The sequence below is a fragment of the Halococcus hamelinensis 100A6 genome, from assembly GCF_000336675.1.
GTDB lineage: Archaea > Halobacteriota > Halobacteria > Halobacteriales > Halococcaceae > Halococcus > Halococcus hamelinensis.
In genome coordinates this window covers 177,217-203,205 of the sequence record NZ_AOMB01000005.1, presented here as the reverse complement: position 1 = coordinate 203,205, position 25,989 = coordinate 177,217, and the positions used below count along the sequence as shown (strand labels likewise).

The following is a 25,989-nucleotide window of genomic DNA, read 5'->3' as shown; positions in this document are numbered from 1 at the left end:
CGCGTTCTCGAATCCCCAACGAGACCCGGATCTTCGCTGGCGGATCAACACATCCTTAGTTCGCTGACCCCCTATTCGATGTCATGGCCACTATCCGCCAGCTCGTTATCGACGTCCTCAAACCCCACCAGCCGACGATGCTCTCGGTCGCCCAGCGAGTCGCCGAGCTCGACGGCATCGGCGGCGTGAACGCCATCCTCGTCGAGATGGACGAGGAGGTCCGGAACATCAAGTTCACCATCGAGGGCGAGGACATCGACTTCGAGGCCGTCACCGAGACGATCGAGGACACGGGCGCGCAGGTCCACTCGGTCGACCAGGTCGCCTGCGGCGAGTACATCGTCGACGAGATGCCGACCCCGCAGGACTGATGGCGGCCGACTCGGACTCGGACGAGGGCTCGATACGCGCGCGGATAGGCACCGACATGGTGGGGCCGATCGCCCGGCGGTACTTCGTCTCGAACGGCTTCGACGGCGCGCTCACCGGCGTCGGGGTGACCGTCGGCGCGTACCTCTCGGGGATCGACGAGGGACTCACGGTCGTGAGCCTCGGCCTCGCCGCCGCCGTCGGGCTCTGTACCTCCGGGGTCTGGAGCGTCTGGGAGATCGAACGTGCGGAGATGCGCGCCGAGATCCAAGAGACCGAGGAGGCGATGCTCGCGGACCTCAGCGACACCCAGGTCGAGCGCGACAAGATGAGCAACCAGGTCGTGAACGCCCTGATGAGCGGTCTGGGACCGTTGCTCGGGCTCGTGCTGCCGCTCACACCCTTCCTCTTCGAAGGAACGGTCTTCACGCTGTTCGAAGCCACGCTCGCCTCCGTCGCGGTCGCGGTCGGCGTACTGTTCACCTTCGGGGCCTACATGGCCTCGATCTCGCGCCAGCGGTGGTACGTCGCGGGCGCGCGAATGGGACTCGCGGGGATCGTGGTTGCTGTTATCAACGTCTTCCTGCCGGGCTAAACACCCACTTTTTTCCGACTCGGGTTAGTTCGCTGCGCTCGCTAACCACTCGTCGCAAAAACCTGGACTAAAAACTGCCGTTCGCTCACTCCTTCTGAGTTCGCTCACGGTACAACCACTGATCAAGCCCGCACAGCACTGCTACCGCCCCGCACCGGCCACACGCCTCCCCAGCCGACTGCGCTCCTCGTTCGCTCGTTCCACTCGCTCTCTCCGGTGCTCATCCCTCGCACAGTGTTCGCGGTCGGTGCTCACTTCGTTCGCACACGACCGCGAGTGCGCGCCACAGCATCCACGTAACTTTCGCCGGGAGATCCGACCGAACTTATGAGCGCGGATCAACACAGTAGCGCATGGTCGATGCAAGCATCGTCGGATTGCTGGTCGGCCTCGCGACCCTCCTTGCTTTGGGTGGTTACTACGAGTGGCGCAGTCAGCCGAACGTGCCGCTGGTCGTACGGATCTCGTTCATGGCAGGGCTGTCCGTGCAGCTCGTCGACAGCATCGTCATCGACGGGACGTGGGGACTGGTCACGATATCGACGCCCGACTGGGTCGGTCTCTCGACGACTACGATGTCGGGCTCGTTTCTCGTGTTTCCCGGATACGCCGTCTGGCGATGGCTGCCGCGGTCGCCGGACGCACTCGACACCGACGCGAAACGGCGACTCTATCGGTCCAGGTGGTATTGGTTCGGCCTCGCTGTGGTGGTAATCGTGGCTTTCGCGCTCGTTTTCTGTCTGGTTCTCATGCAGGCCGGGATTCTCTGAGCGTTACTCCACCTCGTGGAGGCGCTCGCCACGGTGGAGCCGGGTCGCGATCGAGAACGTCTGTTCGGCCGAGCGCCGGGTCGGGAAGTGCGCCGCCATGTAGCGCGCACACGCCACCAGCGCCAGCCGTTTCTCGTCCTCCTCGTCGACCGTCTCGAACCGACGGAAGGCGGTCTCGACGTTCTGGAGGGTGTGGAAGTTCGCGTCCTCGCGGAGCAACCCCCGGCCGAGGCTGCGCTTCAGGTCCTCGGGATCCCCACCCGCGTCGAAGTGCTCGCTCACGAGGCTCGCCGCGCGGTTGACCTGGCCCTGCTCGTCGAACGCCTCCAGCAATCGCTCCCGAATCGCCTCGGGTGCATGGTCGGTTTCGCCGGGTTCCGGGACCGGCGCACGCGGCGAGTTGAGGAAGCGGTCGAGATAGACGCTCATCGCGCCGTCGAAGCAGGCCCGGTAGAGCTCGGTCGCGTCGGTTTTCTCGCTCGCGCGCCGGACCGCGTCGGCGTAGGTGAGGGTGTGATGGACCGTATTCCAGTCGCGGAACTCGTTGTTGGTCGCGAACCACGCGACGCGCCTCGTCGCGGCCCGCGCGACTACGTCGGCGAGCTGGGTCGTCGTCGCCCCATCCCGGATCGCTCCCGTGAGCGCGTCGATGATCGCCTCGGCGTCGTCCGAGAGCAACGTCTCGACGAAATCTTCGGGTTCGTCCCACTCCTTCCCGTCGCCCGCCGCCACGAGGTCCGGCAGCGACTCGTTGGCGTCGGCGCACAGCCCCGCGATGTCGACGGGCTGTCGCCACGAGGAGAGCTCCTCCGAGCGGGTGGCGTCGGTGATCTGCCCCACCGTCGAGGCGAGTGCCGTGTCCGCATGTTCGTCCCATCCTAAGTGTTCGACCGTCTCGAAGGCGGTGTTGATGAAGTCCAGGGTGTGACCCGCGTTCATGTAGCGGTGGTCGGTGGCGGCGGCGAAGACGACCTCCGCGACGTCCTCGGGCGAGAGGCACGCGATGGCGGTGAGGAGACACCGTTCGGCCCCGTCGCCGTCGCGGACCTCGCAGGTGTTCCGGAACCACGATTTGAGCCGTTCCTTCGAGAGATCCCGGTTGTCGAAGGCGTACTGCTGGAAGCGGGGCGGCTCGCCCGCGGACTCGCTCGCGACCTCGTGCACCCCCAGAAACATCGCCCGGCGCTTGTCGCGCCCGCCGACGGCGTCGTAGAGGTTCGCCATGCAGCCAAGCGTCGTCAGCCCGCGCCCCCAGCCCATCGCGCGATACTTCGTCCCGAAGTTCACCGCGGTTTCGAGCGGGGTGTAGAACCCCTCCTTTTCTTCGTCTCGCGGCTCGCTCCGCTCGCCGCTCGACCGTTCCGTGGTCGTTCGAGAGGCGCTCTGCGTCTCTCGTGATGACGAGACGGCTTCGCCGTCTCGAACCACGCTCTGCGCCACGTCGTCCAAACCGATAACCGATTTCGCCATCACGAGCGAGAGGTTCTCCTGGAGGCCGTCGGCGAGGCGGTTGCGCCAGCGGGTCGCGGGCGGGACGTCGGGTTCGGGCTCGGGGTCGAGGTAGATCTCGTCGTCTCGGATCTCGGTCGGGAAGGTCTGGAGGTCGTCGGCGAAGAGGTCGAAGGTGTCGCCCGCTTCAAGCTCGAAGCGGGCGTGATGCCAGTGGCAGGTCAGGATACCTTCGTCGATGGTGCCGCGGCTGAGCGGGAAGCCCATGTGGGGACAGCGGTTGTCGACGGCGTGGACCTCGCCCTCGTGGTGGAACAGCGCGACCGGCCGCCCGCCGGCGTTCACGACCTGCTGGCCCTCGGCTTCGAGGTCGGGCAGCGAGGCGACCCGCACGTACTCCGTGTTTTCGACTACCATGGATACAGATCCGTGTGGAACCGACAAAACCGTTCCCTGAAATCCGTATTTGTAGGATAGGTCGAATTTTCTCGCCGTAGTGAACCGGCAGTGGAGAAACCCCTCTCGGGCAGCGGGTCGGTGGCCGCTGCGGTGCGGTCAGCGGCCGCGGGGTGGTGGCGGTGCGGTCCTGGAGGACGAAGGGCGAGGCACGCGGAGCGTGCCGAGGGCTTCAGCGGTCGCGGTGCGGGAGCGGTTTCAGTGCGGGAACGGTGCGGGAGCGGTTAGTGGTTGTACCGCGAGCGACCGGCGGGAGCGAGCGGCGGTTTTTAGTCCAGGTTTTTGCAAGCGGGGGTGAAGCGAGCGCAGCGAGCGGAACCCCCTGCAGCAAAAAAGTGGGGGTTTAGTGAAACTGCACGCCGAGGTCGTGGAGGTCGTTGTTGCTCGCGAGGTTGATCAGGAGCGGCGTCAGTCCCTCGACCTCGGGGGCGGCGGCGAGCGGGCCAGCGTCGAGTGCGCGGATCCCCTCGATCTCGTTCGTGAGGTCCTCGACCGTCGATTTGGCGTCGGCATCGTCGCCGACGACGAGCACGTCCCAGTCGAGGTCGGCGTCGAGGTCCGCGAGCCGACCGGCGGCGAGGTTGTGGAACGCGCCGACCACGGGCACCCCGTCGGGGGCCGCCCCGGCGGCGAGCGCGGTCACGCTGCCCGCGCTCGGGGGGTTGTAGGTCATGGCCCCGTCCTGGTTTTTCATCCCGACCGCGGGGCTCACGAGGACTGTATCGTCGAGGCCGTCCGCTATCGACTCGATGGTGTCCGCGAGGTGGTAGGCGGGGACACAGAGCACGACCACGTCGGCGCGGTCGGCGGCCATCGCGTTGTCGAACCCGTTGATCTCGCCCTCGATGCCTCGATCGTCGAGTTCGTCCTCGTAGTTCTCGGCGTGCTCGCGGGCTTTTTCGGGGTCGCGCGAGCCGATGACCACCTCGTGGGGGGTGTCGCGGGTCCACCGGAGCGCGAGGCCCGTGCCGATGTCGCCGGTGCCGCCACAGAGCGCGATTCGCATACCGATCCCTCGACCGAACGCCGAATAAACGTTGTGTGACGCCGATGTGGCACCTCGTCGTGCACCGTGAGGTGGCGCTCGTCGTGGACCGTGGGACGGCGAGTTCGGGTGGTCGATCGACCGGCGCTCGCCGGGCGGAGCGCTATGCTCGTCGGTCGCGTCGGTCCGACCGGATAGCGACGTCGGCCACTCGAAACACGGAGCGCCAATGTACACCGACCTCCTCTTTCCGACGGACGGGAGCGACACCGCGACCGACGCGATCAACGACGGGTTCGACCTCGCGACGGGCTGGAACGCGACGGTCCACCTGCTCCACGTCGCCGAACCGACTAGCACCGTGTTCTACGACAGCAGGCCTTCGACGGTCGACGAGGTGGACCTCGACCGCTACGAGGCCGCCGAGACCGCGATCGCGGTCTTCGCCGAGGTGGCTCGGGACCGTGGCCTCGACGTCGAGACCGCGGTCCGTCGTGGCGTCGCCGCCGAGGAGATCGTTCGGTACGCCGACGACACCGGGATCGACCTCATCGTGATGAGCACGCGCGGCGTGACCGGCCTCGACCGCGTCTTCCTCGGCAGCGTGACCGAACGGGTCGTCGGGACCGCCGATGTCCCGGTTCTGGTGGTGTGACGGATCGGTCGATAGCGACCGCTGGGGACCCCCGTTTCCGCACGCGGCTACGCGGGATCGAGCAGGTCGACCACGCCAGCGACCGAGTCGAGCACCGTATCGGCCCCGATCTGCTCGAACGCCTCGCGCCCGGCCTCGCCCGAGAGCCCGCCGGTGAGCACGCCGACCCCCCGATACTCGCACTCCGGGTCGGCCTCGGCGGCGTTGTTCGCCGTGCGAACGTCGTCGAGCGTGTCGCCGACGAACACGACGCGCTCCGCCTCGAAGCGTTCGGCGAGTTCGACGAGCGCCGCTGGGTCGGGCTTTCCGGGAAGCGAACTGTCCATCGTGAAGCGGTGGTCGTCGGGGAGGTCGAGCCCCACTCGCGAGAGCGCGATCTCCGCCTCGGCGGCGGGTCGACCCGTGACGACCCCGACCGCGAAGTTTTCGGTGAGCCACGCGAGCGTGTCCGCGTCGAGCAGCACCGATTCGTCGTCGATGAACCCGGTATCGGCCGAGTCCGCGAGGTCGGGGTCGGGCTCGCCGCCCTCGATATCGGCGTAGCGCTCGGGACCGAGATAGAGGGTCTGGAAGACTTCGCGGAGGCGCTCGGGGTCCCACGTCGCGAGGACGCGCTCACGTTCGGCAGGACCGAGCGCGTCGGCGACCACCACTTCGGCGGCATCGAGCCCGCCACCGGTAGCCGCGATCCGACTGGTGAACGCACCGACGTCGTCGTCGAGCCCCTCACGGCTCGCGAGGAGGTAGAGCGCCGCGGCGTCGGTGAGCTCCCAGTCGTTGTTGAACCCGCCGGCGTTCTTGAACGCCTGCACAGCACTATCGTCGATCGATTCGCCGAGCACGACGTCGAGCGACTCGCGTATCGCCCGCCGGTAGGAGTCGGCGACGTCGACCACCACGCCGTCGATGTCGAGCACCACCGCGTCGGCCTTCATGCTCGCCTCCGTTCGCCGGCCGGTGTCGGGTGGTCCGTCGTCACCGCGTAGAGCGTCTCGCCCGGCAGGGTCTCGGGGGTCGCGTCGACGGCCGGGAACTCGCTTCCGAGGGTCGTAAAGAGGAACGTCGCGCCGGCCTCGCGGGCGACGGCACGCGCCGGGCGGTGGAGTTCGCGCGGGAGGTTGCGGGCGTAGACCGCGTCGGCTCCGGCGTAGAGACGGTGGTCGGGATCGGTGAGGTCGTCCCGCTCGAACGAGACGTTCGCGGGCACCGCTCGCGGGTGGACGTCGGTCGCGGTGACCCGCGCGCCGGCGTCGGCGAGCGCGCGAGCCAGGTCGGTTCGGCGACCGACGCCGACCTCGACGAGGGCGTCGAATCCCGCGAGTCGGTCGGCGAGCGCCGCGATGGTGGGGTTCACGTCGGGTCATTTATGATTGCCGCGACCTAATCCCTTCGTATGCACGTCGACATCGTGCCGGTCGGTGACGTCCCCGTCCGCATCAAGCGGGCGGCCTCGGCCGGATTGCGGTCGGTGTATGACTGCGACGTCACGCTCCACGACGCCTACGCGCTCCCCGACGACGCCTACGACGAGAACCGCGGGCAGTACCGCGCCGAATCGTTCATCGAGCTTGCGGGCCGGGTCGGCAGCGCCGAGAAGAACATCGCGCTCACCACGCAGGACCTCTTCTATCGCCGTCGTAACTACGTCTTCGGTCTCGCCTACCTCTCGGGCAACGGCAGCGTGGTCTCGACCTACCGCCTCCAGACCGCCGCCGACGGCGGGAGCCTCGACCGCTCCGAGCGCGACGTCTTCACCGACCGCGTCCGCAAGGAGGTCGTCCACGAGATCGGCCACACCCTCGGCCTCGAACACTGCAGCGACGAGCACTGCGTGATGAACTTCTCGCCCACCGTCCGCGAGGTCGACGTCAAACGCCAGCACCTCTGTGGCGACTGCACGCGTCTGGTCTGACCCGCGATCCCGTCTCCCCGACGTCGTCGGTTCGAACGGGAACCGTCCTACGATCGCCGCCATCGCTGGGCTTCGACGAGCGCGGCGAACCCGAAGCCCAGGCCGGCGACGAGCAGTCCCGGCCCGCCGACCAGCCACATCGGGAGGCCGTACTTCGCGAGCGTCACCCCGAAGGTCGCGGCCCGGACCGTTCGACCCGTCTCGTTGAGCCGGGAGTCGAATCGCGGCTCGTCGGCGGTCGGGTGGTCGGAACTCCCCTCGCCCGCCCCCTCCGCGGGGACCCGGTCGGCGTCGTAGGGCAGTCGTCCCGTTTTCACCGCCCAGACGGTCTCGCCGTTCGCGTCGACCTCCACTACTCGGTCGTTGTACGAGTCCGTGACGAGGGTATTTCCGTTGGAGAGGCGGTCGGCGTCGCGCGGCCAGTCGAAGCGGGCGCTCCCGCCGGCGGCCCAGACCCGCTCGCCCTCCCGGTCGAACTCCACGACGCGGTCGCCTTCGGAGTCGGCGACGAGCACGTGGCCGTTCGCGAGGCGGTCGGGGTTGTGCTGGGCGGCGAGCGGGCCGACGTAGCCCGCCGACGTGTAGCGGTTCGGGCCGAGCACGGGTGTCACCGATACCGAACCGTTCGGGGCGACGCGAAGCTCGATCACGGTATCGAAGTTCCGGAGGCTGACCTGGAAGCGCCCGTCCCCGAGTCTGTCGACGTCGTTCATGTGGGTCCAGTCGCCCTCGGGGCCGACGTTCGCGGGCCGGTCGTAGGTCGCGTTGGCGTTCCACTGCCACCGGATCGAGCCGTTCCGGTCGATGGCGAACACCCGGTCGTTGCCCATGTCGGCGAGCACCCAGCGGTCCGCGCCGTCGACGGTGTAGTGGTCGACGTCGTGGAGTTCGTGTTCGTGGCGCTCGACGTCGTACCAGCCGTACCGCCAGCGCGTCTCGTCGGTTCGCGGGTCGACGATCCGCACGGTGTTGTGTGCACACCCGGAGACGTTGTCGGTCGCGTACCGCGCGGGGCACTGGCTGTCGGGGCGTTCGTCCGACCCGGCGATCTGGATACGGTTCGGCCCGAGCGCCTCGACGTCGAAGACGTTGCCGACCGCGGTGTACTCCCAGACCACCGTGCCGTTCGGCGCGACCATCATCGCGCCACCCTCGTCCTGGTAGCCCTGGAGGCCGACGAGGGTGTTCGTCGCCGGTCGGTCCCCGTCGACGGCGAGGTGCGGGGTCGCGGCGCTCACGAAGCCAACGAGTGCGAACGCGACCAGGAAGGTCGAACAGGCGGCGAGAAGCAGCGCGCGGCGTTTCGAGGGCTGGCGAACCCGGCGTCGCACTCTCGAACGCCAGCCCATCAGGCCGTGTAGTAGTACTCGCCCTCGCGTTTCTGCTCGCGGTCGAGCTGGCTCCCGGGTTTGTTGATCCGGGGGCGACCGACGCGCTCGTCGCGCCGGAAGGTCACGTCGAGGTCCGAGAGGAAGCGATTCATCCCCTCACGCATTCCCACGGGCGGGCTGGCGTGTCCCGACTCGGCGGGCTCGCCGTCGAACACGAGGAGGCGGTCGGCGAGCAGGTCGATCATGTAGGTGTCGTGGTCGATGACGAGCGCCGTGGCGTCGTGGTTCTCGGTGTAGCGCCGGATGGCCGAGATGGCCTGGACGCGCTGTTCGACGTCGATGTGGGCCGAGGGCTCGTCGAGCACGTAGAGGTCGGCGTCCTCCGAGAGACACGCCGCGATCGCGACGCGCTGGCGTTCGCCGCCCGAGAGGTCGGTGAGGTTCTGCTCCATCACGCGACCGAGCTGGAGCGGCTGGGCGATCTCGGTGTTCCAGTAGGAGGTGCCGAAGTCGGTCGTAATGGACGAGAGGTACGAATCGACGCGCATCGGCTGGTCGAGCTGGATGTACTGGGGCTTGTAGGCCACCGAGAGCCGGGCGTCGAGTTCGCCCTCGTCGGGCGCGAGCTCGCCAGTCAGGAGTTCCGCGAAGGTGGACTTCCCGATACCGTTCGGGCCGACGACACCGAGGACCTCGTTTTCGTAGATCGTGCCGCCCTCCACCGTCAAGGAGAACTCGCCGTCGCCGTAGGACTTCGCGAGGTCGGGGTACTCGACGAGGGTATCGCCTCCCTTCGTGCTCCGCGGGGCGTGCTCCTCGAACTCGATGGCGTTCGGGCGGATCCGCATGTTCTCGTTGTCGAGATAGCCCGAGAGGTACTCATTGATCCCGTTCTTCACCGACTTCGGGTCGGTGATCACGCCGTAGGCCCCGGGTTCGCCGTAGGCGACGTGGAGGGAGTCGGCGAGCAGGTCGAGGATCGCGAGGTCGTGTTCGACCACCAGCATCGAGCGGTCGTCGCCGACGAGTTCGCCGATCAGCCGCGCCGCGGTCATCCGCTGGCCGATGTCGAGGTAGGGCGTGACCTCGTCGAGGAAGTAGAAGTCGGCGTCGCGGGCGAGCGTCGCCGCGAGCGCCACGCGCTGGAGTTCGCCCCCGGAGATCGAGTCGATCGGCTGGTCCATCACGGGTCCGATGGAAAGCCGCTCGACGAGCTCGTCGAGCACGCCACGCTCGTCGGTGTTTTCGAGTAACTCCCTGGTGTTACCGTCGAATCTATCGGGGATACGGTCGACGTACTGGGGCTTTCGGGCCACCGTCACGGCGTCGTCCTGGAGGGCTTCGAGGTAGCTCTGGATCTCCGTGCCGCGATACTCGTCCATCACCGCCTCCCAGCCGGCAGGATCGCCCCACTCGCCGAGGTTCGGGGCGATCTCACCCGCCAGAATGCGGACGGCGGTGGTCTTTCCGATGCCGTTCGGGCCCAAAATTCCGGTCACTCGTCCCTCGCGCGGCGCAGGCAGGCCGTAGAGCGCGAAGGCGTTCTCGCCGTAGCGGTGGACGGGCGTATCGTCGAGCTCCTGGGGGAGATTGATGATCTCGATGGCGTCGAACGGGCACTTCTCGACGCAGATCCCGCAGGTCTCGCCGAGACAGATCTCCTCGGAGATCGAGATCTGCTTCGGACCGCCGTCGTAGCCACCCTCGGATTCGTCCTCGCCGTAGCGCTCCTCGCGGGTGACGATACACTCCGAACCCGTGCGGTTCGGTGGGCAGAAGTTGGCACACTCGTAGTTACAGCGGTCGGGTTGACACCGGTCGAGGTCGACGACCGCGATCGAATCGTCCGCCATTAGACGGCGGTGCCGGCGGTCAGCAGGATCGTCCAGGTCACGAACCAGAAGGCGAAGGTCATGAACGCAACGTAGAGGTTGTCCTTCAGCCCGAACTCCTCGACGTCGATGCCCAGCAGCCGGAGGGCCGGTAGCTGGACCAGGATGGCGGCCGCGAGCGGATAGAGACCGACGGTGGCCTGGGCGGCGTCGCCAGCCAGCGTCGAGGAGACCAGCGCGGCGGCGATGCCCGACAGCGAGGTGAGCGCCACCACCGTGAGGCTCCGCATATGGTCGTCGGGCCGTCCATGGACCGTCTCGGTCGACATACTTCGACTCGGCCACGCGCGCTCAAAAGCCGTTCGCTCTCGTCGGCCACGGCCTGGATCGACGGGCTCGGCGCGACTCCGGCGACCGAACCGACCGTTGTCGAGAACCAATCAGATCGGATGCTTCCGTGTTTCGTGGGAACGTTAGAGCAGCGTGATATGGAGACCGAGATATCCTACCCGCTACTAATCGACCCAGAGAGCCGTGCACCACATCACGCGCTCTCTTCTGCCTCGATATACGACTCGAGCTCTCCGACTACTTCCTCAACCACGCCTACCCCAAGCCGTCCCTGAACGGTTCTCGTTTGGTCGTGCTTGATCGTTCCGACCGTCCACGGTGAGATGTAGCTCGTCCGTGGCGATCCCCCGTACTCCCAGTCACTCGCTGTGAGCCGACGATTCCCCGGGTGGGATTTCGTCGTCAGAATCATCGCTATGTACTCGGAGTCGGCGTACGGGAGCGAGTCGTTGCTGATGAGTACCCATGGACGGGAATTCGATCCGCTTCGATACGGGTCGACCGCCCATATCACATCCCCACGCTGGTACGTCATTCGTCCTCACTGTGTTCGTCGTAGGGGTTTTCCGCGTGCTGTAGCCACTCCCCCATATCCTCGTCCGGAAATCGTTCGTCGGCGGTTGCGAACGTCTGTGCCATCGCTGCATACGATGCCAGTCGGTCGTCTTCCCCGATCGTCCAATACTTCCCCTTGTGCCTCACGAGTCCCCGCTCTTCGAGCCGCGACAGCACCGGTCCGATACTTCCTGCTTTCACCTCGGTCCCCTCGATGATCTCGTTTTGCCGAAACGCTGCGTCGGGGTGTTCGGAGAGGAACGTGAGGACGATCTGGGCGTTCGACCCTTCTGTGAGGTCGAGCGCTTTCTCGGGAAGCCGGTCGAAGTCGTCAGCGGCGATCGGCATGGTCGTGTACTACAATGTATTAGAGAATATTAAAACCTATTCTACTGGATTACAGAAGGCCAATCGCGGAAGCATACGAATCCGCGTCATGAACTCACGGAGCACTAACCGACGAATAAGAGCATTTCTGGAACACTCGGTGTTGCACTGTTGCTGAAACCACGCGAGGATTTCTCACGGGCTGGCGTCGTGCTCGCGCTGTCGCACCCGGCTGGCTCGTGTTCGTCGTGTCGGCCTTCTCGACTCTCAGTAGTCCGGTGGTCTGCTAGCCCCTGGCTCGCGCTCTCGTCGGCCACGGCCCGGATCGACGGGCTCGGCGCGCGTGGACCACGGTTTTATACACGTTGCGCTCGTGGCCACGATCGATGAGTGAAGCCGATTCGGAGGCGCTCGTGGACCTTCCGCCGAGCGCGAAACTGGTGTTCAAGGTCCTCGAGTACAACGGCACCCTGACTCAGAAGGGGATCGTCGAGGAGTCGATGCTGTCGGCGCGCACGGTCCGATACGCGCTCGAACGCCTCGAAAACGTCGGGGCGATCGACGAGGACGTCTACTTCGCCGACGCCCGACAGAACCTCTATGAGATCGCACCCGAGACCTGCCCCGAAGCCGACACCGCCGTCTCCGACGACTGATATTCCTGCCAGCGACCGTCGCGCCGCCGAGCCGAGCCCCGTCCGTCTACCGCGGGTTCTCGATGTCGACGCGTCCCGAGAGGTCGACCTGCGGGTAGGGGATGTCGATCCCGGCGGCGTCGAAGCGGTCCTTGACGTTGGTGACGTACTCGCCACGGGTCTTGAGGAAGTCCGCCCGGTTCGGGTCGGCGATCCAAAAGCGCGAGACCAGTCCGACGTAGGAGTCGGCGAGCGGGTTCTCGCTCATCCGCACCGTGGGTGCCGGGTCGCCGAGGATATCGGGGTGGCGTTCGGCCTCGTCGAGGATGATCTCCGTGGCCTGCTCGATGTCGTCCTCGTAACCGATCCCGAAGGTGAAGCTGATCCGGAGTTCGTCCTTCGCGACCGGATTCTTGATCACGTCGCCCGTGAGCACCGCGTTCGGCACCGTGAGGAGTTCGTTGTCGAAGGTCCTCACGCGGGTCACTCGGAAGGAGATGTCCTCGACGACGCCGGAGTAGCCGTCGCTCGGGCCGCCCCACTCGATCCAGTCGCCGATCCGGAAGGGGCGGTCGGTGTAGATGAACACCCCGGCGACGAAGTTCGAGAGGGTGTCCTGGAGCGCCAGCCCGATCGCGAGGGTCGCGGCGGCCGCGATGGCGGCGATCGAGGTGAAGAAGCCGGTGAGCCGTCCGGCCTTGAACGCGACCGCGAGCGCGACGAAGCCGATGAGGATCCGGAACAGCCGCTGGAGCGGGCGCTGCTCGTGGGCGTCGAGCCCCTGGCGGCCGAGCGCGCGGCCGAACAGCGGGACCGCGACGGCCCGTCCGACCAGGTAGACCGCGACCAGCGCGACCACGAACGAGATCGCCGCCCCGAGCGGTTTCGCGTACGCCGCCTCGACGCCGACGTCCCGGAGGGTCCGTCCGACCACGCCCATCCCCTCGATGTTGACCTCGGGCACCGAGCTGTTGTTGCCGGTCGCTGTTCCCGACTGGAGTACCACCGACGAAAGACCGGCCATCAGTGATAGGTGGCGGTGTTGCCGCGCGTCTCGATCACCTCGGCCCCCACCCGGTCACCGAGGTCGGCCGCGAGTTCCTCGGTGGTCGTACCGCCGCGCGCCGACCGCAGGAACTTCACCTTCACGAGGTCGCGCTCTTTCAACTGGCTGTCGAGTTCGTCCGCGACGCTCTCGATCCCGGCCTTCCCGACCCGGAGGGTGGCGTCGACGCCGTGGGCACGCTCCCTGAGCGTCTGCTCGTCGCTCGTCATGTCACGGCGTCGTCGCTCGGCGGAGGTAAGCCTATTCATACGGGTAGCGGGCCTGTGAGCCACACTCACACGTGATCACGACGTGCCCGCTCCGCGTGCGGACCCGACAGTTTCGGCCCGGCAGGAGGTACCGGTCGCAGGCGTCGCAGGTGAACCGCTTGAACTGTCGTGGGAGCGAGAGTCGGTTTCGCTCGCCGATCCGGCGCGCCCGCCGAACGTACTCGCGCGCCCGATCGTCGTGGCCCTCGCTGGCGGCCTCGCGGGCGAGGTCGGCGAGCCGGTCGATGCGTTCGTCGGCGAGCGTCATCGAGGGTCGGGGATCCGGGGGGCGGACATATGTCGGCTTCGCGTTCCGGTGGAGTTATTCGGCCCGCCGGCGCGCTCCCGCTGTGCGCGCGCTCAACTACCTCGAACTCGAAGGCCCGCTCCAGCGCAGCGGGTGGGGGACCGCCGCCGCCCAGCAACGCAAAGCGCTCGCGACGACGGACGTCGAGGTGCTCACGTCGCCGTTGCGCGGCGATACGCTCGACGGAACGGTCCGCTCGCTCCTCGCGGGCGAGGGTCTCGTCGCCGACTACGACCTCGCTCACTGCAACGCGCCGGGGCCGGCGAGCCTCGCGGTGGCCCGTCACGCGAAACGCAACGGGATTCCCCTGGTGCTCCACGCCCACATGACCGCCGAGGACTTCGGGGAGTCGTTTCGCCTCTCCTCGGAGATAGCGCCCCTGCTGAAACGCTACCTCCGGTGGTTTTACTCCCAGGCCGACCTCGTGCTCTGCCCCAGCGACTACACGAAGGGGATCCTGGAGGAGTATCCGGTCGAGGCTCCCATCAGGACGATCACGAACGGCGTCGACGTGGCGTCGCTCGCGGGTCACGAGGACCGCCGCGAGGAGTACCGCGCGCGCTTCGACCTCGACGGCATGGTGGTGTTCGCGCTCGGCAACGTCTTCGAGCGCAAGGGGCTCACGGACTTCTGCCGGCTCGCCGAGACCACGGAGTACGATTTCGTCTGGTTCGGCCCCTACGATACGGGTCCACAGGCCTCGGAGACGGTGCGGCGCTGGACCCAGCACCCACCCGAGAACGTCCGATTTACGGGCTGGGTCGAGGACAAACGCGGCGCGTTCGGCGCGGGCGACGTCTACCTCTTCCCGACGAAGAACGAGAACCAGGGCATCGCGGTGCTCGAAGCCATGGCCTGCGGGAAGGCGGTCGTGCTGCGGGACATTCCGGTGTTCGAGGAGTTCTTCACCCACGGCGAGGACTGTCTCAAGTGTGAGAGTCGAGCGGAGTTCCAGGCGGCGCTCGACCGGTTGGCCGAGGACCCCGACCTCAGGGAACGACTGGGCGAGGGTGCGCGCGAGACCGCCGCCGACCACAGTCTCGAACGGGTCGGTCGTGAGCTTTCGCGGGTCTACCGGGAAGTCACAACGGCTTAGTTCGCGCTCCCAGAATCGACGGGAAATGCCGCCCCACGTCGTCGCCTTCACCGACACCTATCTGCCGACGGTGAACGGCGTCACCTACACCATCCGGGCGTGGCGCGACCGCTGGCTGGCGCGGGACGGCCGGATGGACGTCGTCTATCCCGCGGCCGACGGCTACGAGCCGGACCCCGACGAACACCCCGTTCGGAGCCTGCCGTTCCCGTTCTACGCGGACTTCCGTGTCGGCGCGCCGTCGGTTCCCGAGGCGGTCGAGGCGGCCGACGTCGTCCACGCCCACACCCCGTTCGGGGTCGGGCTCGGCGGGCTCCGACTGGCCCGGCGGATCGACGCGCCGCTGGTGGCCTCCTATCACACCCCGGCGGCGGAGTACGCGGGCTATCTCGCGGAGGGCTGGCTGATGGACGCCGTCGCGCGCGCCGGCAACGCCTACGAGCGGTGGTTCCTCGGCCGCGCCGACCACGTCATCGCCCCGAGCGAAGTCGCCCGGGCCGAACTCGAATCGCGCGGCATCGGGCCGGTCTCGGTGGTCTCGAACGGGGTCGATATCGAGCGGTTCGCGCCGACGACGACGGACTTCCGCGCCCGCCACGATCTCCCCGAGGACCGCCCGCTGATCGGCTACACCGGCCGCCACGGCTTCGAGAAGAACCTCTCCGACCTCCTCGCGGCCGCGGCGGGGACCGACGCGACGGTCGTGCTCGGCGGCGACGGCCCGGCGCGCACGACCCTCGAAGCCGAGGCGGCGGAGCTCGACGCCGACGTCCGGTTCCTCGGCTTCCTCGAACGTGCGGAGCTCCCCGGGTTCTACAACGCGCTCGACGTCTTCGGCTTCCCGAGCCCGGTCGAGACCCAGGGGCTCGTCGCGCTCGAAGCCATGGCGTGTGGCACCCCCGTCGTGGGGGTCGACGCCGGGGCGCTCACCGAGACGATCGACGAGGGGGAGACGGGCTATCACTACCGCCCGGGCGACATCGCGGGCTTTCGCGACGCGCTCGGGCGGGCGCTCGACGACCGCGACCGGCTCGCCGAGACCTGTCGTTCGCGCCGCGAGGGGATGGGGGTCGACCACGCGGTCGACGCGCTCGCGGACGTCTACGACGCGGTGGGGGTCGAGTAACGGGGTTCGACCGCCGGGACGGTGGGAGGCCGACGGTCCTCGAAACCCGAAGGTTCTGAAAGCTCCGTCCCCTCCGATCGGTATGGCAACCACCAACCGCCAGTTCGTGCTGGGCAAGCGACCGGAGGGAACCCCCGACCGCGACACCTTCGAGCTCGAAGAGATCGAAGTACCGGAGCCCGAGTACGGCGAGGTGCTGGTTCGAACGCTCTCCCTCTCGGTCGACCCCTACATGCGCGGCCGGATGGACGAGGCCGAGTCCTACGCCGAGTCGTGGCAGGTCGGCGAGCCGATGGAGGGTGCGGTCGTCGGCGAGGTCGTCGAGTCCGAACACGAGGCGTGGAGCGCGGGCGCGTTCGTCACCGGTAACCTCACCTGGAGCGAGTACGCGACCGCCCACGGCGACCGGCTCTCACCCGTGGAACCCGGCGAGAACCTCGGGCTCGAAGCCCACCTCGGCGTGCTCGGGATGCCGGGCCGAACGGCGTACTTCGGGACGCGCGACGTGCTCGACCCCTATCCGGGCGATACGGTGGTCGTCTCGGGCGCGGCGGGTGCGGTCGGCTCGACGGTGGGCCAGATCGCGAAGCTCGCCGGAACGCGCGTCGTCGGCTTCGCCGGCTCCGAGGAGAAGGTCCGATATCTCGAAGAGGACCTCGGCTTCGACGTCGGGATCAACTACACGGAGACCGACGATTATCGGGAGGCGCTCGACGAGGCCGCACCCGATGGCGTGGACAGGTACTTCGACAACGTCGGCGGGCCGATCTCGGATGCGGTCTTCACGCGGCTCAACGTCGACGCGACGGTCGCGGTCTGCGGCCAGATAGACACCTACAACGCGACCGAAGCCCCGACCGGGCCCCGAAAGCTCCCGATGGTCATCGCGCCGCGTGCGACCGTCCAGGGCTTCCTGGTGTTCGACTACGAACCCCGCTTCCCGCAGGCCACCGAGCACCTCCGCGAGTGGGTGGAAGCCGGCGACATCGAGCACCGCGAGACCGTCGTCGAGGGGTTCGAGAACGCGCCCGACGCCTTCCTCGGGCTCTTCTCGGGCGACAACATCGGCAAGCAGGTCGTGAAGGTCGCGGAGCCGGACTCGTGAAGCACGTCGACACCCGCGAGACGGGCGAGTCCTTCGACGTGGTGGGCGGAACCGAGCGCTCGCAGGCCGCGACGATGAGCCTCGACCCCGGCCAGTCGACCGGCGGCCCCGAGAACCGCCACGGGAACGCCGACCAGTGGCTCTACGTCGTCTCGGGCGAGGGATCGGCGGTCGTCGACGGCGAGTCCGCCGCCCTCGAACCCGGTTCGCTGGTCTGCATCGAGGCGGGCGAGACCCACGAGATCACCGGCGAGGGCGACGACCCCCTCCGGACGGTCAACGTCTACGCGCCGCCGACGTACTGAGCTGCTGGTCCGCTCACCGTCGTTCGAGTTCGACTCCGTCGTTTCCAGTTGTCCTGGCCCCTCTCTCGGCGCTCGAACGGGTTCGCCGACGACCGCGGGACCCGGCCGGCACCAAACTTTATTATCGTTCCTTATCAATAGCTGCGGGTGATGACCGGACACCGGACCGACCGTCGGATCGGGGAGCCAGTTCGTGCACGTCGCCGCCGCCGACCGATCAGTCCGCCGGAACCGAACGGGGCCCATCGATGAACGGTATCGCCGGTGTTCTGGTCGCGGTGTTGCCGCTGGTGGCCATCGCGGTGTTGATGGTCGGCCTCTTCTGGCCGGCGACGCGCGCGATGCCGGTGGCGTGGCTGGTCGCCGTCGCCGCCGGGGTCGTCGGCTGGGGGATGAGTCCCCGCTGGGTCGCGGCGGCGACCATCAACGGCTTCATCACCGCCACCCAGATCCTCTGGATCGTCTTCGGCGCGATCCTGTTGTTGTACACCCTGAAACAGACCGGGGCGTTCGACGCCATCAGCGGGGGGTTCGCCGCGGTCAGCGACGACCGCCGCGTCCAGGTGGTGTTGCTCGTGTTCCTGATGGGGTCGTTCATCGAGGGCGCGGCGGGCTTCGGGACGCCGGCGGCGGTCGTCGGCCCCCTCCTCGTCGGGCTGGGGTTCCCGCCGCTCGCCGCGGTGGTGGTGGCGCTCACGGGGAACCTGATGGCGATCACCTTCGGCGCGGTCGGCACGCCGCTGATCATCGGGCTCCAGGACACCTTCGCGTCGAGTGAGGCGATCCGCACGACGGTCACGGCCGAGACGCCGTACACCATCGCGAGCTGGGTCGCCGAGATCGGGGCGTGGGCGGCGACCTACCACGTCATCGTGGGTATCGCGGTACCGTTCATCGGGGTCGCGATGATGACGCGCTTTTTCGGCGCGGAGCGCTCCGTGCGCCCGGCGCTCGAAGTGTTGCCCCTCTGTCTGTTCTCGTGGGCCTCGTTCGCGGTGCCGTACTGGCTCACCGCGATGTTCCTCGGGCCGGTCTTCCCCGGCCTCGTCGGCGCGATGGTCGGGCTCGCGCTCACCGTTGGCGTGCTCAGGCTCGGCTACCTCCACCCCGACGAGGAGTGGGAGTTCGACGACCGCTCGGCGTGGCCCGACCACTGGGTCGGCGAGATCGAACCCGGCGAATCCTCGAACCGAAGCGGGGCCATCGCGGCCGACGGCGGCACCGCCCAGGCGATGCCGCTCTGGAAGGCGTGGGCACCCTACGCGCTGCTCGTGGTCGTGCTCGTCGCCACCCGAACGATCGACCCGATCGCCTCGTTCCTCCAGGCCAACGGCGTCCTCGTCTGGTCGGACATCCTCGGAACCGGCCTCACGAACGACGTCGCGGTGCTCTACCTCCCCGGCGCGGCGTTCGTCCTCGTCTCGTTGCTCACGGTCGGCTTCCACCGGATGAGCGGCGACGAGGTCCGGGGCGCGTGGCGCGAGACGGGTGAGAAGATCGCCCCGCCGGTGGTCGCGCTGCTGTTCGCGGTCGCGACGGTCCAGGTGATGCTCCAGTCGGGGGCGGCGACGGGGTCGGACAGCATGTTGATCGTGCTCTCGCAGGCCACCGCCGACCTCGCCGGCGGGATCTACCCGTTCTTCGCGCCGCTGGTCGGCGCGCTCGGGGCGTTTCTCGCGGGGTCGAACACCGTGAGCGACATCCTGTTCGGCACCTTCCAGTACGGCGTCGCGACCGACATCGAGACCTCGCGGACCATCATGCTGGGTGCACAGGCGGTCGGTGGGGCGATCGGCAACCTCATCGCGGTCCACAACGTCGTCGCCGCGCTCGCGGTCGTCGGCCTCGTCGGCGAGGAGGGCCGGGTCATCCGGCTCGAACTCATCCCGCTCGCGTACTACGCGGCCTTCGCCGGCCTCCTCTCCCTGCTGTTCAGCTACGTCCTCTTCCCCGGGACGTTCTGACCGCTGCCCGTTCTCCCTCCGTTCTCCCGAACCCGGCCACGACCCCCAGGGGTCGGATAGCCGACGCGAGTTTATGCCTCCACGGTGAACGTGTGGTACCGTGACAACCGAGTTCGCCGCGCTTCCGCACGACGACCCCGCCGAGCACGATGCGAGCTACGACTACCAGGGGAACGAGGTCGAACGACCCGACCTCCTCGCGGCCCTCGACTCCCGGACCGCGGGCGACGTCCGCTTCGACACCTACTCACGACAGCTCTACGCGACCGACGCGAGCGCCTACGAGGTGACCCCGGTCGGGGTGGTCTTCCCGGAGTCGACCGCCGACGTTTCGGCGGTGATGGCCTACTGCGCCGACGAGGGGATCCCGGTGCTCCCGCGCGGCGGCGGGACGAGCCTCGCGGGCCAGGCCGTCAACGAGGCGGTCGTGCTGGACTTCACGCGGCACATGGACGGGATGGTCGACATCGACCCCGAGGGCCGCACCGCCCGCGCCCAGTCGGGGATCTACCTCGGCGACATCGACGAGGCGCTCGGGGAGTGGGACCTGAAGTTCGCGCCCGACCCCGCGTGGGGCGACAAGAGCTCGCTCGGCGGGGCGATCGGGAACAACTCTACTGGGTCCCACTCGCTGAAGTACGGCAAGACCGACGCCTACATCGAGTCCTCCGAGGTCGTCCTCGCCGACGGCAGCGTGACGGAGTTCGGTGAGATCACCCTCGACGAACTTCGCGAGCGCGCCGACCCGGAGGGGGATCTCGAAGCCCGTATCCACGCCGCGGTCGCCCGGATCGTCGACGAGGAGGCTGACGCGGTCGAGGAAACCTATCCCGACCTCAAGCGGAACGTCTCGGGCTACGACCTCGATATGCTGGTCGCCGACGCCGCCGACGGAACGGTGAACCTCGCGCGATTGTTGGCGGGGAGCGAAGGGACCCTGGGCATCGTCACCGAGGCGACCGTCTCGCTCGAATCCGTCCCCGAGACGAAGGCGGTGGCGCTGTTGACCTACGACTCGCTCGTCGACGCGATGGAGGACGTGGTGGCGATCCTCGACCACGACCCCGCCGCGGTCGAGGTGATGGATTCGGTCCTCCTCGACCTCGCGCGCGACACCAGCGAGTTCGCGGACGTGGTGGGGATGCTCCCCGAGGGAACCGATTCGGTTCTCCTCGTCGAGTTCTACGCCGATTCCGACGACGACGGCCGACGGAAGACCGCGGACCTCATCGCCGACCGGGTGGGTGGCGAATCCGAAATCGAGCCGAGCGACGGGGCGGCCGAAACCACGGAAAAGAAGCGGTACGCGAACGCGGCGATGGAGGCCCACGACGCCGGGACGCGTACCCAGTTCTGGAAGATGCGGAAATCCGGCCTCCCGATCCTCCTCTCGCGGACCACCGACGCGAAACACATCTCGTTCATCGAGGACTGCGCGGTGCCCGCCGAACACCTCCCCGAGTACGTCTCGGGGTTTCAGGAGATTCTCGACGAGCAGGACACCTTCGCGAGCTTCTACGCTCACGCGGGGCCCGGCGTGCTCCACATCCGGCCGCTCATCGACACCAAGACCGTCGAGGGGCTCGACCGGATGGAGGCCATCGCCGAGGGCGCGACCGACCTCGTGGTCGAACACGGCGGGTCGGTCTCGGGTGAACACGGCGACGGCCGCGCGCGGACCCAGTGGAACGAGAAGCTGTACGGCGAACACCTCTGGGGCGTCTTCCGCGACCTCAAGACCGCGTTCGACCCCGACTGGCTGTTGAACCCCGGCCAGGTCTGTGGGCTGCCGCCCGCGGCGGAGTCGGACGACGCGGATGGGCAACGTGAACTCCCCGACCTCACCGAGAACCTCCGGTTCGACCCCGACTACGAGTTCGAGGCGGGCTTCGAGACCGAACTCCGCTGGGAGAACGAGAACGGCTTCCAGGGGATGGCCGAACTCTGTCACGGCTGTGGTGGCTGTCGGGGCCACCAGTCGACGACGGGCGGAGTGATGTGTCCGACCTATCGGGCCTCCGAGGAGGAGGTCACCTCGACGCGCGGTCGGGCGAACCTGCTCCGGCAGGCGATGAGCGGCGACCTCGACGACGAGGCCGTCGACGTCGAGTTCATGCACGAGGTGATGGATCTGTGTATCGGCTGTAAGGGCTGTGCGAACGACTGCCCGAGCGAGGTCGACATGGCGAAGCTGAAAGCCGAGGTCACGAACGCCTACCACGAGCGCCACGGCGCGAGCCTCAGGGACCGCCTCTTCGCCAACATCGACGCGCTGTCGGCGCTCGGCAGCGCCCTCGCGCCGCTCTCGAACCGGGGCACCGACCTCCCCGGCGCGCGCACCCTGCTCGAAAAGACGGTCGGGATCGCGAGAGACCGCACGCTCCCGACCTTCCATCACGAGAGTTTCGAGGAGTGGTTCGAGCGACGGGGCGGCGCGCAGGTCCCGGCGAGCGAGGCCGAGCGCCGAGTCCTGTTGTTCCCCGACACCTACACCAACTACAACCACCCCGAGGCCGGGAAGGCAGCGGTACGAGTTCTCGAAGCCGCCGGGGTCCACGTTCGACTGCCCTTGGGGGTCACGGACAGCGGCCGCCCCGCCTTCTCGAAGGGCTTCATCGGCCAGGCCCGCGCAGCCGCCGAGCAGAACGTGTCGGCGCTCGCGCCCTTGGTCCGGCGGGACTGGGACGTGGTCGTCGTCGAACCCTCCGACGCCGTGATGTTCCAATACGACTACCCCGACCTGCTCCCGGCCGCCGATCGAAGCGTCCCCTCGGGGACCGTGCCGGCGGGCGAGGGCGGCGACCAGGCGGTCGCGGACGGAGGTGAGCGAATCGACGGTTCGCGAGCCTCGTCGGTCGAGCGAAGCGAGGCGCGACCGGAGGGAGTGCCTCGAAACAGCGAACGACGAAGCCGTGAGCGAAGCGAGTCCGACGGCGGAAGCCGTGACGTGGAACTCGTGGCCGGGAACTCGTACGGCGTCCTCGAATACCTCGACCGGTTCCGGCTCGACGAGGCGGTCGACTTCGACGAGCCCACGGAATCGCTGGTCTACCACGGCCACTGCCACCAGAAGGCCACCAAGAAGGACCACCACGCGGTCAGCGTGCTCCGACGCGCGGGCTACACCGTGGACGCACTGGATTCGGGCTGCTGTGGGATGGCGGGTTCGTTCGGCTACGAGGCCGAACACCTCTCGATGAGCCGGGCGATCGCGGACGTGCTCTACGACCAGGTCGAAGAGAGCGACGCCGAGCGGGTGGTCGCACCGGGAGCCTCCTGTAGAAGCCAGCTCGGCGAGCACGAGGCCGAGGAACCCCCACACCCGGTCGAGAGCCTCGCCGACGCGCTCGCCGAGTAGGGAACCCCGGCGATAGCCGGGCTCCGAGCCCGCGATACAGCCGAGACCCGGAAAAGAACATATTCTATATGATAAGTGCCTTCGATGAGGGTACTGCCTCCGCGAGTTCCCGAAATATAATCAATGTTAGGAATGTTGTTATCTATCGTCATAGAACTTAACCGCTTCAACCACGGAGCGTGGCCATGGCCGTCGAAGACGAATACTACGACCCTCCGGAGTTCGAGACCTCGGTCGAGGCGCTCGGCCACGACCACACCGACGTCGCCGAGTACCGCGCCCTCGCCGACGACCTCCGCGAGACCGTCCGCGGCGAGGTCGACTTCGACGAGTACGCGCAGGTGCTCTACGCGACCGACGGCAGCATCTACCAGGCCCGACCCGCGGGCGTGGTCTGCCCGCGCGACATCGAGGACGTCCGGGCGGCGGTGCGGGCCGCCGCCGACCACGACACCCCCGTGATCCCGCGCGGCGCGGGGTCGTCGCTCGCGGGCCAGGCCGTCGGCCCGGGCTGTGTCGTGCTCGATATGACCCGCCACATGGATTCGATCCTGGACACCGACCCCGACGAGCAAACCGCGACCGTCGAACCGGGGGTCGTCCAGGACCACCTCGACGACCACCTCGCGGAGTGGGACCTGAAGTTCGCGCCCGACCCCGCCTCCTCGAACCGCGCGACGATCGGGGGCGGTATCGGCAACAACAGTACAGGAGCCCACTCGGTGCGCTACGGGATCACCGACGCCTACACCGAGGAGCTCCGGGTGGTGCTCGCCGACGGCTCGCTGATCCACACCCGCGAGATCGTGCTCGACGGCCCCGAGTGGGAGTCCGTGGCCGGCGGGGACGACCGCGAGGCCGAACTCTATCGCGAAGTCAGAAAACTGGTCGAGGAGAACGCCGAGGAGATAGCGGAGCAGTACCCGACCCTCAAACGCTCCGTCTCGGGCTACAACCTCCAGAAGGTGATCTACGAGAACGACGCCGGCGAGGAGGTCATCAACCTCTCGAAGCTGTTCGTCGGCGCGGAGGGCACGTTGGGGGTCGTCGTCGAGGCTACCCTCGACCTCGTGAGCAAACCCGACACCACCGCACTCGCGCTCTATTGCTTTTCCGACCTCGTGGACGCGATGGAGGCGGTGCCCGAGGCGCTCGATTTCGACGTCAGCGCCGTCGAACTGATGGACGACGAGGTGTTCCGGCTCGCCAGCGAGTCCACGGAGTTCGCGGAGTACGCCGAACCGATCCCCGAGGGGACCGCGGCCGCGCTGATGCTGGAGTTCGACTCCGAACTCTGTGACGAGTTCGAGGCCGCCATCGAGGGGACCAACGAGTTCTTCGTCGAGAACGGCGCGGCGTTCGACGTTCTCGAAGCCTATCTCCCGGACGAACAGGCCGACATCTGGAAGCTCAGGAAGGCCGCCATCCCCCTCCTGATGAGCCTCGAAGGCGACCCGAAGCCCTACCCGTTCATCGAGGACGCGACCGTTCCGCCCGAGGAGCTCGCGGTCTACGTCCAGGAGTTCGAGGACGTGCTGGAAGACCACGGTACCTCGGCTGCGTACTTCGCCCACGCCGGGTCGGGCACGCTCCACATCCGGCCGATCCTGAACCTGAAGGGGAGCGAGGGCATCGAGACGATGCACTCGATCTCGGAGGACGTCACTTCCTTGGTGCTGAAACACAACGGCGCGTTCTCGGGCGAGCACGGCGACGGCCTCGCGCGCACCGAGTTCAACCCTAAGATGTACGGCGAACAGCTGTGGGGCGCGTTTCAGGAGCTGAAACTCGCCGCCGACCCCGACCGGCGGATGAATCCTGGAAAAGTAGTCTACTGGGACGACGAGGCGGACATGCGCGAGAATCTCAGGTACGGGGCCGACTACTCGTCGCTCGAACCCCGGACGGAGATGGACTTCGGCGAGGACGGCTTCTCGCACGTCGTCGAACTCTGTAACGGCTGTGGGACCTGCCGGCAGACCGACTCCGACACGATGTGTCCGACCTACCGCGCCTCGAAGGAGGAGATCCAGGCCACCCGGGGCCGGGCGAACATGCTCCGGGCGGCTATCTCGGGCGAGCTTTCGGAAGAAGAGATGTACTCCGAACGTTTCCAGGAGGAGGTGCTCGACCTCTGTGTCGGCTGTAAGGGCTGTATGAGCGACTGCCCGACCGGTGTGGACATGGCGAAGCTCAAGGCCGAGGTCAAACACGACTACCACGAGCGGGAGGGAGTCGGCCTGCGCGAGCGCGTGTTCGCCAACATCGATTCATTGTCGGCGCTCGGGAGCGCGCTCGCGCCGCTCTCGAACTGGGGGCCGAAGCTCCCCGGCGCGCGTACCGCGATGGAGCGAACGCTGGGGATCGCCAAAGAGCGCGAACTCCCCCACTTCGAACGGGAGAGCTTGGAGGACTGGTTCGATTCTCGGGGTGGGTCGAAGGTCCCGCTCGCCGAAGCCGAGGACGAAGTCCTGCTCTTTCCCGACACCTACACCAACTACAGCAACACCAAACCCGGCAAGGCCGCGGTCTTGACCCTCGAAGCCGCCGGGGTCCACGTCGAGATCCCCGACGGCGTGGTTTCGAGCGGCCGGCCGGCCTACTCGAAGGGGATGCTCGACCTCGCCCGCGAGCGGGCCGAGACCAACGTCGACGCCCTCGACCCCTACGTTCGTGACGACTGGTCGGTGGTGTTCACCGAACCCTCGGACGCCGTGATGTTCCAGGACGAGTACCTGAGCCTGCGCCCCGACGACGAGGCCACCCACCGGGTCGCGAGCGCGGCCTACGGCGTCCTCGAATACGTCGACGTGATGCGCCTCGACGAGGCGATCGAGTTCGACGAGCCGAAGGAGCCGGTCTCCTACCACGGTCACTGCAACCAGAAGGCGACGAACAAGGACCACCACGCGGTGGGCGTGATGCGGCGGGCGGGCTACGCGGTCGAACCCCTCGATACGGGCTGCTGTGGGATGGCGGGTTCGTTCGGCTACGAGGCCGAACACTACCAGCTCTCCCAGGCCATCGGCAACATCCTCTTCCGGCAAGTGGAGAAGAGCGACGCCGAGGGCGTCGTCGCGCCGGGCACGTCGTGTCGCACCCAACTCGGCGACCGGCCCGGCGAATCGGCACCACGACATCCGATCGAGAAGGTCGCGCTCGCCATCGCGCGCTGAGGAGGAGGGGAATTTC

25 protein-coding genes are annotated in these 25,989 nt (G+C 67.6%); 13 read left to right on the top strand and 12 right to left on the bottom strand.

Annotated features, from left to right (window positions below; translation table 11 throughout):
• The first annotated feature begins 83 nt into the window (after positions 1-83).
• The 3 genes from C447_RS01910 (at position 84) to C447_RS01900 (ending at position 1,734) form a co-directional block, all read left to right on the top strand.
• Positions 84-371 (top strand): DUF211 domain-containing protein, encoded by a 288-nt coding sequence (locus C447_RS01910; protein ID WP_007690326.1) that lies wholly within the window; start codon positions 84-86, stop codon positions 369-371.
• Positions 371-964 carry a VIT1/CCC1 transporter family protein gene (locus C447_RS01905; protein WP_007690324.1) on the top strand — a complete coding sequence of 198 codons (594 nt, stop codon included), beginning with the start codon at positions 371-373 and terminating at the stop codon, positions 962-964. Before C447_RS01910 ends, C447_RS01905 begins: the two co-directional genes overlap by 1 nt.
• Positions 965-1,317: 353 nt before the next feature.
• Positions 1,318-1,734, top strand: a complete 417-nt coding sequence (locus C447_RS01900) for a hypothetical protein (protein ID WP_007690322.1) — start codon at positions 1,318-1,320, stop codon at positions 1,732-1,734.
• Positions 1,735-1,737: 3 nt separating this feature from the next.
• On the opposite strand, the gene C447_RS01895 is transcribed toward C447_RS01900, so the two are convergent.
• Positions 1,738-3,600 (bottom strand): Rieske (2Fe-2S) protein, encoded by a 1,863-nt coding sequence (locus C447_RS01895; RefSeq protein WP_007690320.1) that lies wholly within the window; start codon positions 3,598-3,600, stop codon positions 1,738-1,740.
• Positions 3,601-3,982: 382 nt separating this feature from the next.
• Positions 3,983-4,645 carry an NADPH-dependent F420 reductase gene (gene npdG / locus C447_RS01890; RefSeq protein ID WP_007690317.1) on the bottom strand — a complete coding sequence of 221 codons (663 nt, stop codon included), beginning with the start codon at positions 4,643-4,645 and terminating at the stop codon, positions 3,983-3,985.
• A 208-nt stretch (positions 4,646-4,853) separates the two neighbouring features.
• Between npdG and C447_RS01885 the strand changes: the two genes are divergently transcribed.
• Positions 4,854-5,279: a universal stress protein gene (locus C447_RS01885; RefSeq protein ID WP_007690315.1), complete on the top strand. Its 426-nt coding sequence runs from the start codon at positions 4,854-4,856 to the stop codon at positions 5,277-5,279.
• Between the two features lie 47 nt (positions 5,280-5,326).
• Here C447_RS01885 and C447_RS01880 read toward each other — a convergent pair whose 3' ends face one another.
• Both C447_RS01880 and C447_RS01875 read right to left on the bottom strand, forming a co-directional pair.
• Positions 5,327-6,214 carry a TIGR01548 family HAD-type hydrolase gene (locus C447_RS01880; RefSeq protein ID WP_007690314.1) on the bottom strand — a complete coding sequence of 296 codons (888 nt, stop codon included), beginning with the start codon at positions 6,212-6,214 and terminating at the stop codon, positions 5,327-5,329.
• Positions 6,211-6,633, bottom strand: coding sequence for a UPF0146 family protein (locus tag C447_RS01875; protein WP_007690312.1), 423 nt, complete (start codon positions 6,631-6,633; stop codon positions 6,211-6,213). The genes C447_RS01880 and C447_RS01875 overlap by 4 nt, the downstream gene beginning before the upstream one ends.
• 39 nt (positions 6,634-6,672) lie before the next feature.
• Here C447_RS01875 and C447_RS01870 point away from each other — a divergent pair, with 39 nt between their 5' ends.
• The gene (locus C447_RS01870) at positions 6,673-7,191 is read left to right on the top strand and encodes an archaemetzincin family Zn-dependent metalloprotease (protein ID WP_007690311.1); all 519 of its coding nucleotides are present in this window, start codon (positions 6,673-6,675) and stop codon (positions 7,189-7,191) included.
• 47 nt (positions 7,192-7,238) lie between these two features.
• Here C447_RS01870 and C447_RS01865 read toward each other — a convergent pair whose 3' ends face one another.
• From C447_RS01865 to C447_RS01845, 5 genes are all read right to left on the bottom strand, one after another.
• On the bottom strand, positions 7,239-8,522 hold the full coding sequence (locus C447_RS01865) for an NHL repeat-containing protein (protein ID WP_007690309.1): 1,284 nt from the start codon (positions 8,520-8,522) through the stop codon (positions 7,239-7,241).
• A gap of 17 nt (positions 8,523-8,539) precedes the next feature.
• Positions 8,540-10,375, bottom strand: a complete 1,836-nt coding sequence (locus tag C447_RS01860) for a ribosome biogenesis/translation initiation ATPase RLI (RefSeq protein ID WP_007690307.1) — start codon at positions 10,373-10,375, stop codon at positions 8,540-8,542.
• On the bottom strand, positions 10,375-10,683 hold the full coding sequence (locus C447_RS01855) for an EMC6-like membrane protein (protein WP_007690306.1): 309 nt from the start codon (positions 10,681-10,683) through the stop codon (positions 10,375-10,377). The genes C447_RS01860 and C447_RS01855 overlap by 1 nt, the downstream gene beginning before the upstream one ends.
• A 215-nt stretch (positions 10,684-10,898) precedes the next feature.
• Complete coding sequence (locus C447_RS01850) at positions 10,899-11,240, bottom strand: type II toxin-antitoxin system PemK/MazF family toxin (RefSeq protein ID WP_007690304.1); 342 nt, start codon at positions 11,238-11,240, stop codon at positions 10,899-10,901.
• A complete protein-coding gene (locus tag C447_RS01845) occupies positions 11,237-11,608 on the bottom strand; it encodes a MarR family transcriptional regulator (RefSeq protein WP_007690302.1) in 372 nt (123 codons plus the stop codon). Before C447_RS01845 ends, C447_RS01850 begins: the two co-directional genes overlap by 4 nt.
• 365 nt (positions 11,609-11,973) lie before the next feature.
• Here C447_RS01845 and C447_RS01840 point away from each other — a divergent pair, with 365 nt between their 5' ends.
• Entirely contained in the window at positions 11,974-12,243 is a 270-nt protein-coding gene (locus C447_RS01840; RefSeq protein WP_007690300.1) for a hypothetical protein, read from the top strand.
• A gap of 46 nt (positions 12,244-12,289) precedes the next feature.
• Here C447_RS01840 and C447_RS01835 read toward each other — a convergent pair whose 3' ends face one another.
• From C447_RS01835 to C447_RS01825, 3 genes are read right to left on the bottom strand one after another with little or no spacing between them, the layout of a single operon-like run.
• Complete coding sequence (locus C447_RS01835) at positions 12,290-13,246, bottom strand: mechanosensitive ion channel family protein (protein ID WP_007690298.1); 957 nt, start codon at positions 13,244-13,246, stop codon at positions 12,290-12,292.
• Positions 13,246-13,497 (bottom strand): YhbY family RNA-binding protein, encoded by a 252-nt coding sequence (locus C447_RS01830; protein WP_007690296.1) that lies wholly within the window; start codon positions 13,495-13,497, stop codon positions 13,246-13,248. Before C447_RS01830 ends, C447_RS01835 begins: the two co-directional genes overlap by 1 nt.
• 31 nt (positions 13,498-13,528) lie before the next feature.
• Entirely contained in the window at positions 13,529-13,804 is a 276-nt protein-coding gene (locus C447_RS01825; protein WP_007690294.1) for a ribonuclease P protein component 4, read from the bottom strand.
• 82 nt (positions 13,805-13,886) lie between these two features.
• Between C447_RS01825 and C447_RS01820 the strand changes: the two genes are divergently transcribed.
• From C447_RS01820 to C447_RS01790, 7 genes are all read left to right on the top strand, one after another.
• The gene (locus C447_RS01820; RefSeq protein ID WP_007690287.1) at positions 13,887-14,939 is read left to right on the top strand and encodes a glycosyltransferase family 4 protein; all 1,053 of its coding nucleotides are present in this window, start codon (positions 13,887-13,889) and stop codon (positions 14,937-14,939) included.
• A gap of 25 nt (positions 14,940-14,964) precedes the next feature.
• The gene (locus C447_RS01815) at positions 14,965-16,065 is read left to right on the top strand and encodes a glycosyltransferase (RefSeq protein WP_007690285.1); all 1,101 of its coding nucleotides are present in this window, start codon (positions 14,965-14,967) and stop codon (positions 16,063-16,065) included.
• An 82-nt stretch (positions 16,066-16,147) separates the two neighbouring features.
• Positions 16,148-17,170 carry an NADP-dependent oxidoreductase gene (locus C447_RS01810; RefSeq protein WP_007690282.1) on the top strand — a complete coding sequence of 341 codons (1,023 nt, stop codon included), beginning with the start codon at positions 16,148-16,150 and terminating at the stop codon, positions 17,168-17,170.
• The gene (locus C447_RS01805; protein WP_007690281.1) at positions 17,167-17,475 is read left to right on the top strand and encodes a cupin domain-containing protein; all 309 of its coding nucleotides are present in this window, start codon (positions 17,167-17,169) and stop codon (positions 17,473-17,475) included. Before C447_RS01810 ends, C447_RS01805 begins: the two co-directional genes overlap by 4 nt.
• 248 nt (positions 17,476-17,723) lie before the next feature.
• Positions 17,724-19,439 (top strand): L-lactate permease, encoded by a 1,716-nt coding sequence (locus C447_RS01800; protein WP_007690279.1) that lies wholly within the window; start codon positions 17,724-17,726, stop codon positions 19,437-19,439.
• A 100-nt stretch (positions 19,440-19,539) separates the two neighbouring features.
• Positions 19,540-22,797, top strand: coding sequence for an FAD-binding and (Fe-S)-binding domain-containing protein (locus tag C447_RS01795; RefSeq protein WP_007690276.1), 3,258 nt, complete (start codon positions 19,540-19,542; stop codon positions 22,795-22,797).
• A 185-nt stretch (positions 22,798-22,982) separates the two neighbouring features.
• Positions 22,983-25,973 carry an FAD-binding and (Fe-S)-binding domain-containing protein gene (locus C447_RS01790; RefSeq protein ID WP_007690274.1) on the top strand — a complete coding sequence of 997 codons (2,991 nt, stop codon included), beginning with the start codon at positions 22,983-22,985 and terminating at the stop codon, positions 25,971-25,973.
• The last annotated feature ends 16 nt before the right edge of the window (positions 25,974-25,989 follow it).

What these genes read in the sequence shown, in the direction of transcription:
- C447_RS01910 (WP_007690326.1), top strand. Translation starts at nt 84, where the DNA reads ATGGCCACTATCCGCCAGCTCGTTATCGACGTCCTCAAACCCCACCAG.
- C447_RS01815 (WP_007690285.1), top strand. Translation starts at nt 14,965, where the DNA reads ATGCCGCCCCACGTCGTCGCCTTCACCGACACCTATCTGCCGACGGTG.
- C447_RS01885 (WP_007690315.1), top strand. Translation starts at nt 4,854, where the DNA reads ATGTACACCGACCTCCTCTTTCCGACGGACGGGAGCGACACCGCGACC.
- C447_RS01900 (WP_007690322.1), top strand. Translation starts at nt 1,318, where the DNA reads ATGGTCGATGCAAGCATCGTCGGATTGCTGGTCGGCCTCGCGACCCTC.
- C447_RS01855 (WP_007690306.1), bottom strand. Translation starts at nt 10,683, where the DNA reads ATGTCGACCGAGACGGTCCATGGACGGCCCGACGACCATATGCGGAGC.
- C447_RS01800 (WP_007690279.1), top strand. Translation starts at nt 17,724, where the DNA reads ATGAACGGTATCGCCGGTGTTCTGGTCGCGGTGTTGCCGCTGGTGGCC.
- C447_RS01840 (WP_007690300.1), top strand. Translation starts at nt 11,974, where the DNA reads ATGAGTGAAGCCGATTCGGAGGCGCTCGTGGACCTTCCGCCGAGCGCG.
- npdG (WP_007690317.1), bottom strand. Translation starts at nt 4,645, where the DNA reads ATGCGAATCGCGCTCTGTGGCGGCACCGGCGACATCGGCACGGGCCTC.
- C447_RS01895 (WP_007690320.1), bottom strand. Translation starts at nt 3,600, where the DNA reads ATGGTAGTCGAAAACACGGAGTACGTGCGGGTCGCCTCGCTGCCCGAC.
- C447_RS01905 (WP_007690324.1), top strand. Translation starts at nt 371, where the DNA reads ATGGCGGCCGACTCGGACTCGGACGAGGGCTCGATACGCGCGCGGATA.
- C447_RS01825 (WP_007690294.1), bottom strand. Translation starts at nt 13,804, where the DNA reads ATGACGCTCGCCGACGAACGCATCGACCGGCTCGCCGACCTCGCCCGC.
- C447_RS01830 (WP_007690296.1), bottom strand. Translation starts at nt 13,497, where the DNA reads ATGACGAGCGACGAGCAGACGCTCAGGGAGCGTGCCCACGGCGTCGAC.
- C447_RS01880 (WP_007690314.1), bottom strand. Translation starts at nt 6,214, where the DNA reads ATGAAGGCCGACGCGGTGGTGCTCGACATCGACGGCGTGGTGGTCGAC.
- C447_RS01790 (WP_007690274.1), top strand. Translation starts at nt 22,983, where the DNA reads ATGGCCGTCGAAGACGAATACTACGACCCTCCGGAGTTCGAGACCTCG.
- C447_RS01870 (WP_007690311.1), top strand. Translation starts at nt 6,673, where the DNA reads ATGCACGTCGACATCGTGCCGGTCGGTGACGTCCCCGTCCGCATCAAG.
- C447_RS01810 (WP_007690282.1), top strand. Translation starts at nt 16,148, where the DNA reads ATGGCAACCACCAACCGCCAGTTCGTGCTGGGCAAGCGACCGGAGGGA.
- C447_RS01860 (WP_007690307.1), bottom strand. Translation starts at nt 10,375, where the DNA reads ATGGCGGACGATTCGATCGCGGTCGTCGACCTCGACCGGTGTCAACCC.
- C447_RS01845 (WP_007690302.1), bottom strand. Translation starts at nt 11,608, where the DNA reads ATGCCGATCGCCGCTGACGACTTCGACCGGCTTCCCGAGAAAGCGCTC.
- C447_RS01835 (WP_007690298.1), bottom strand. Translation starts at nt 13,246, where the DNA reads ATGGCCGGTCTTTCGTCGGTGGTACTCCAGTCGGGAACAGCGACCGGC.
- C447_RS01850 (WP_007690304.1), bottom strand. Translation starts at nt 11,240, where the DNA reads ATGACGTACCAGCGTGGGGATGTGATATGGGCGGTCGACCCGTATCGA.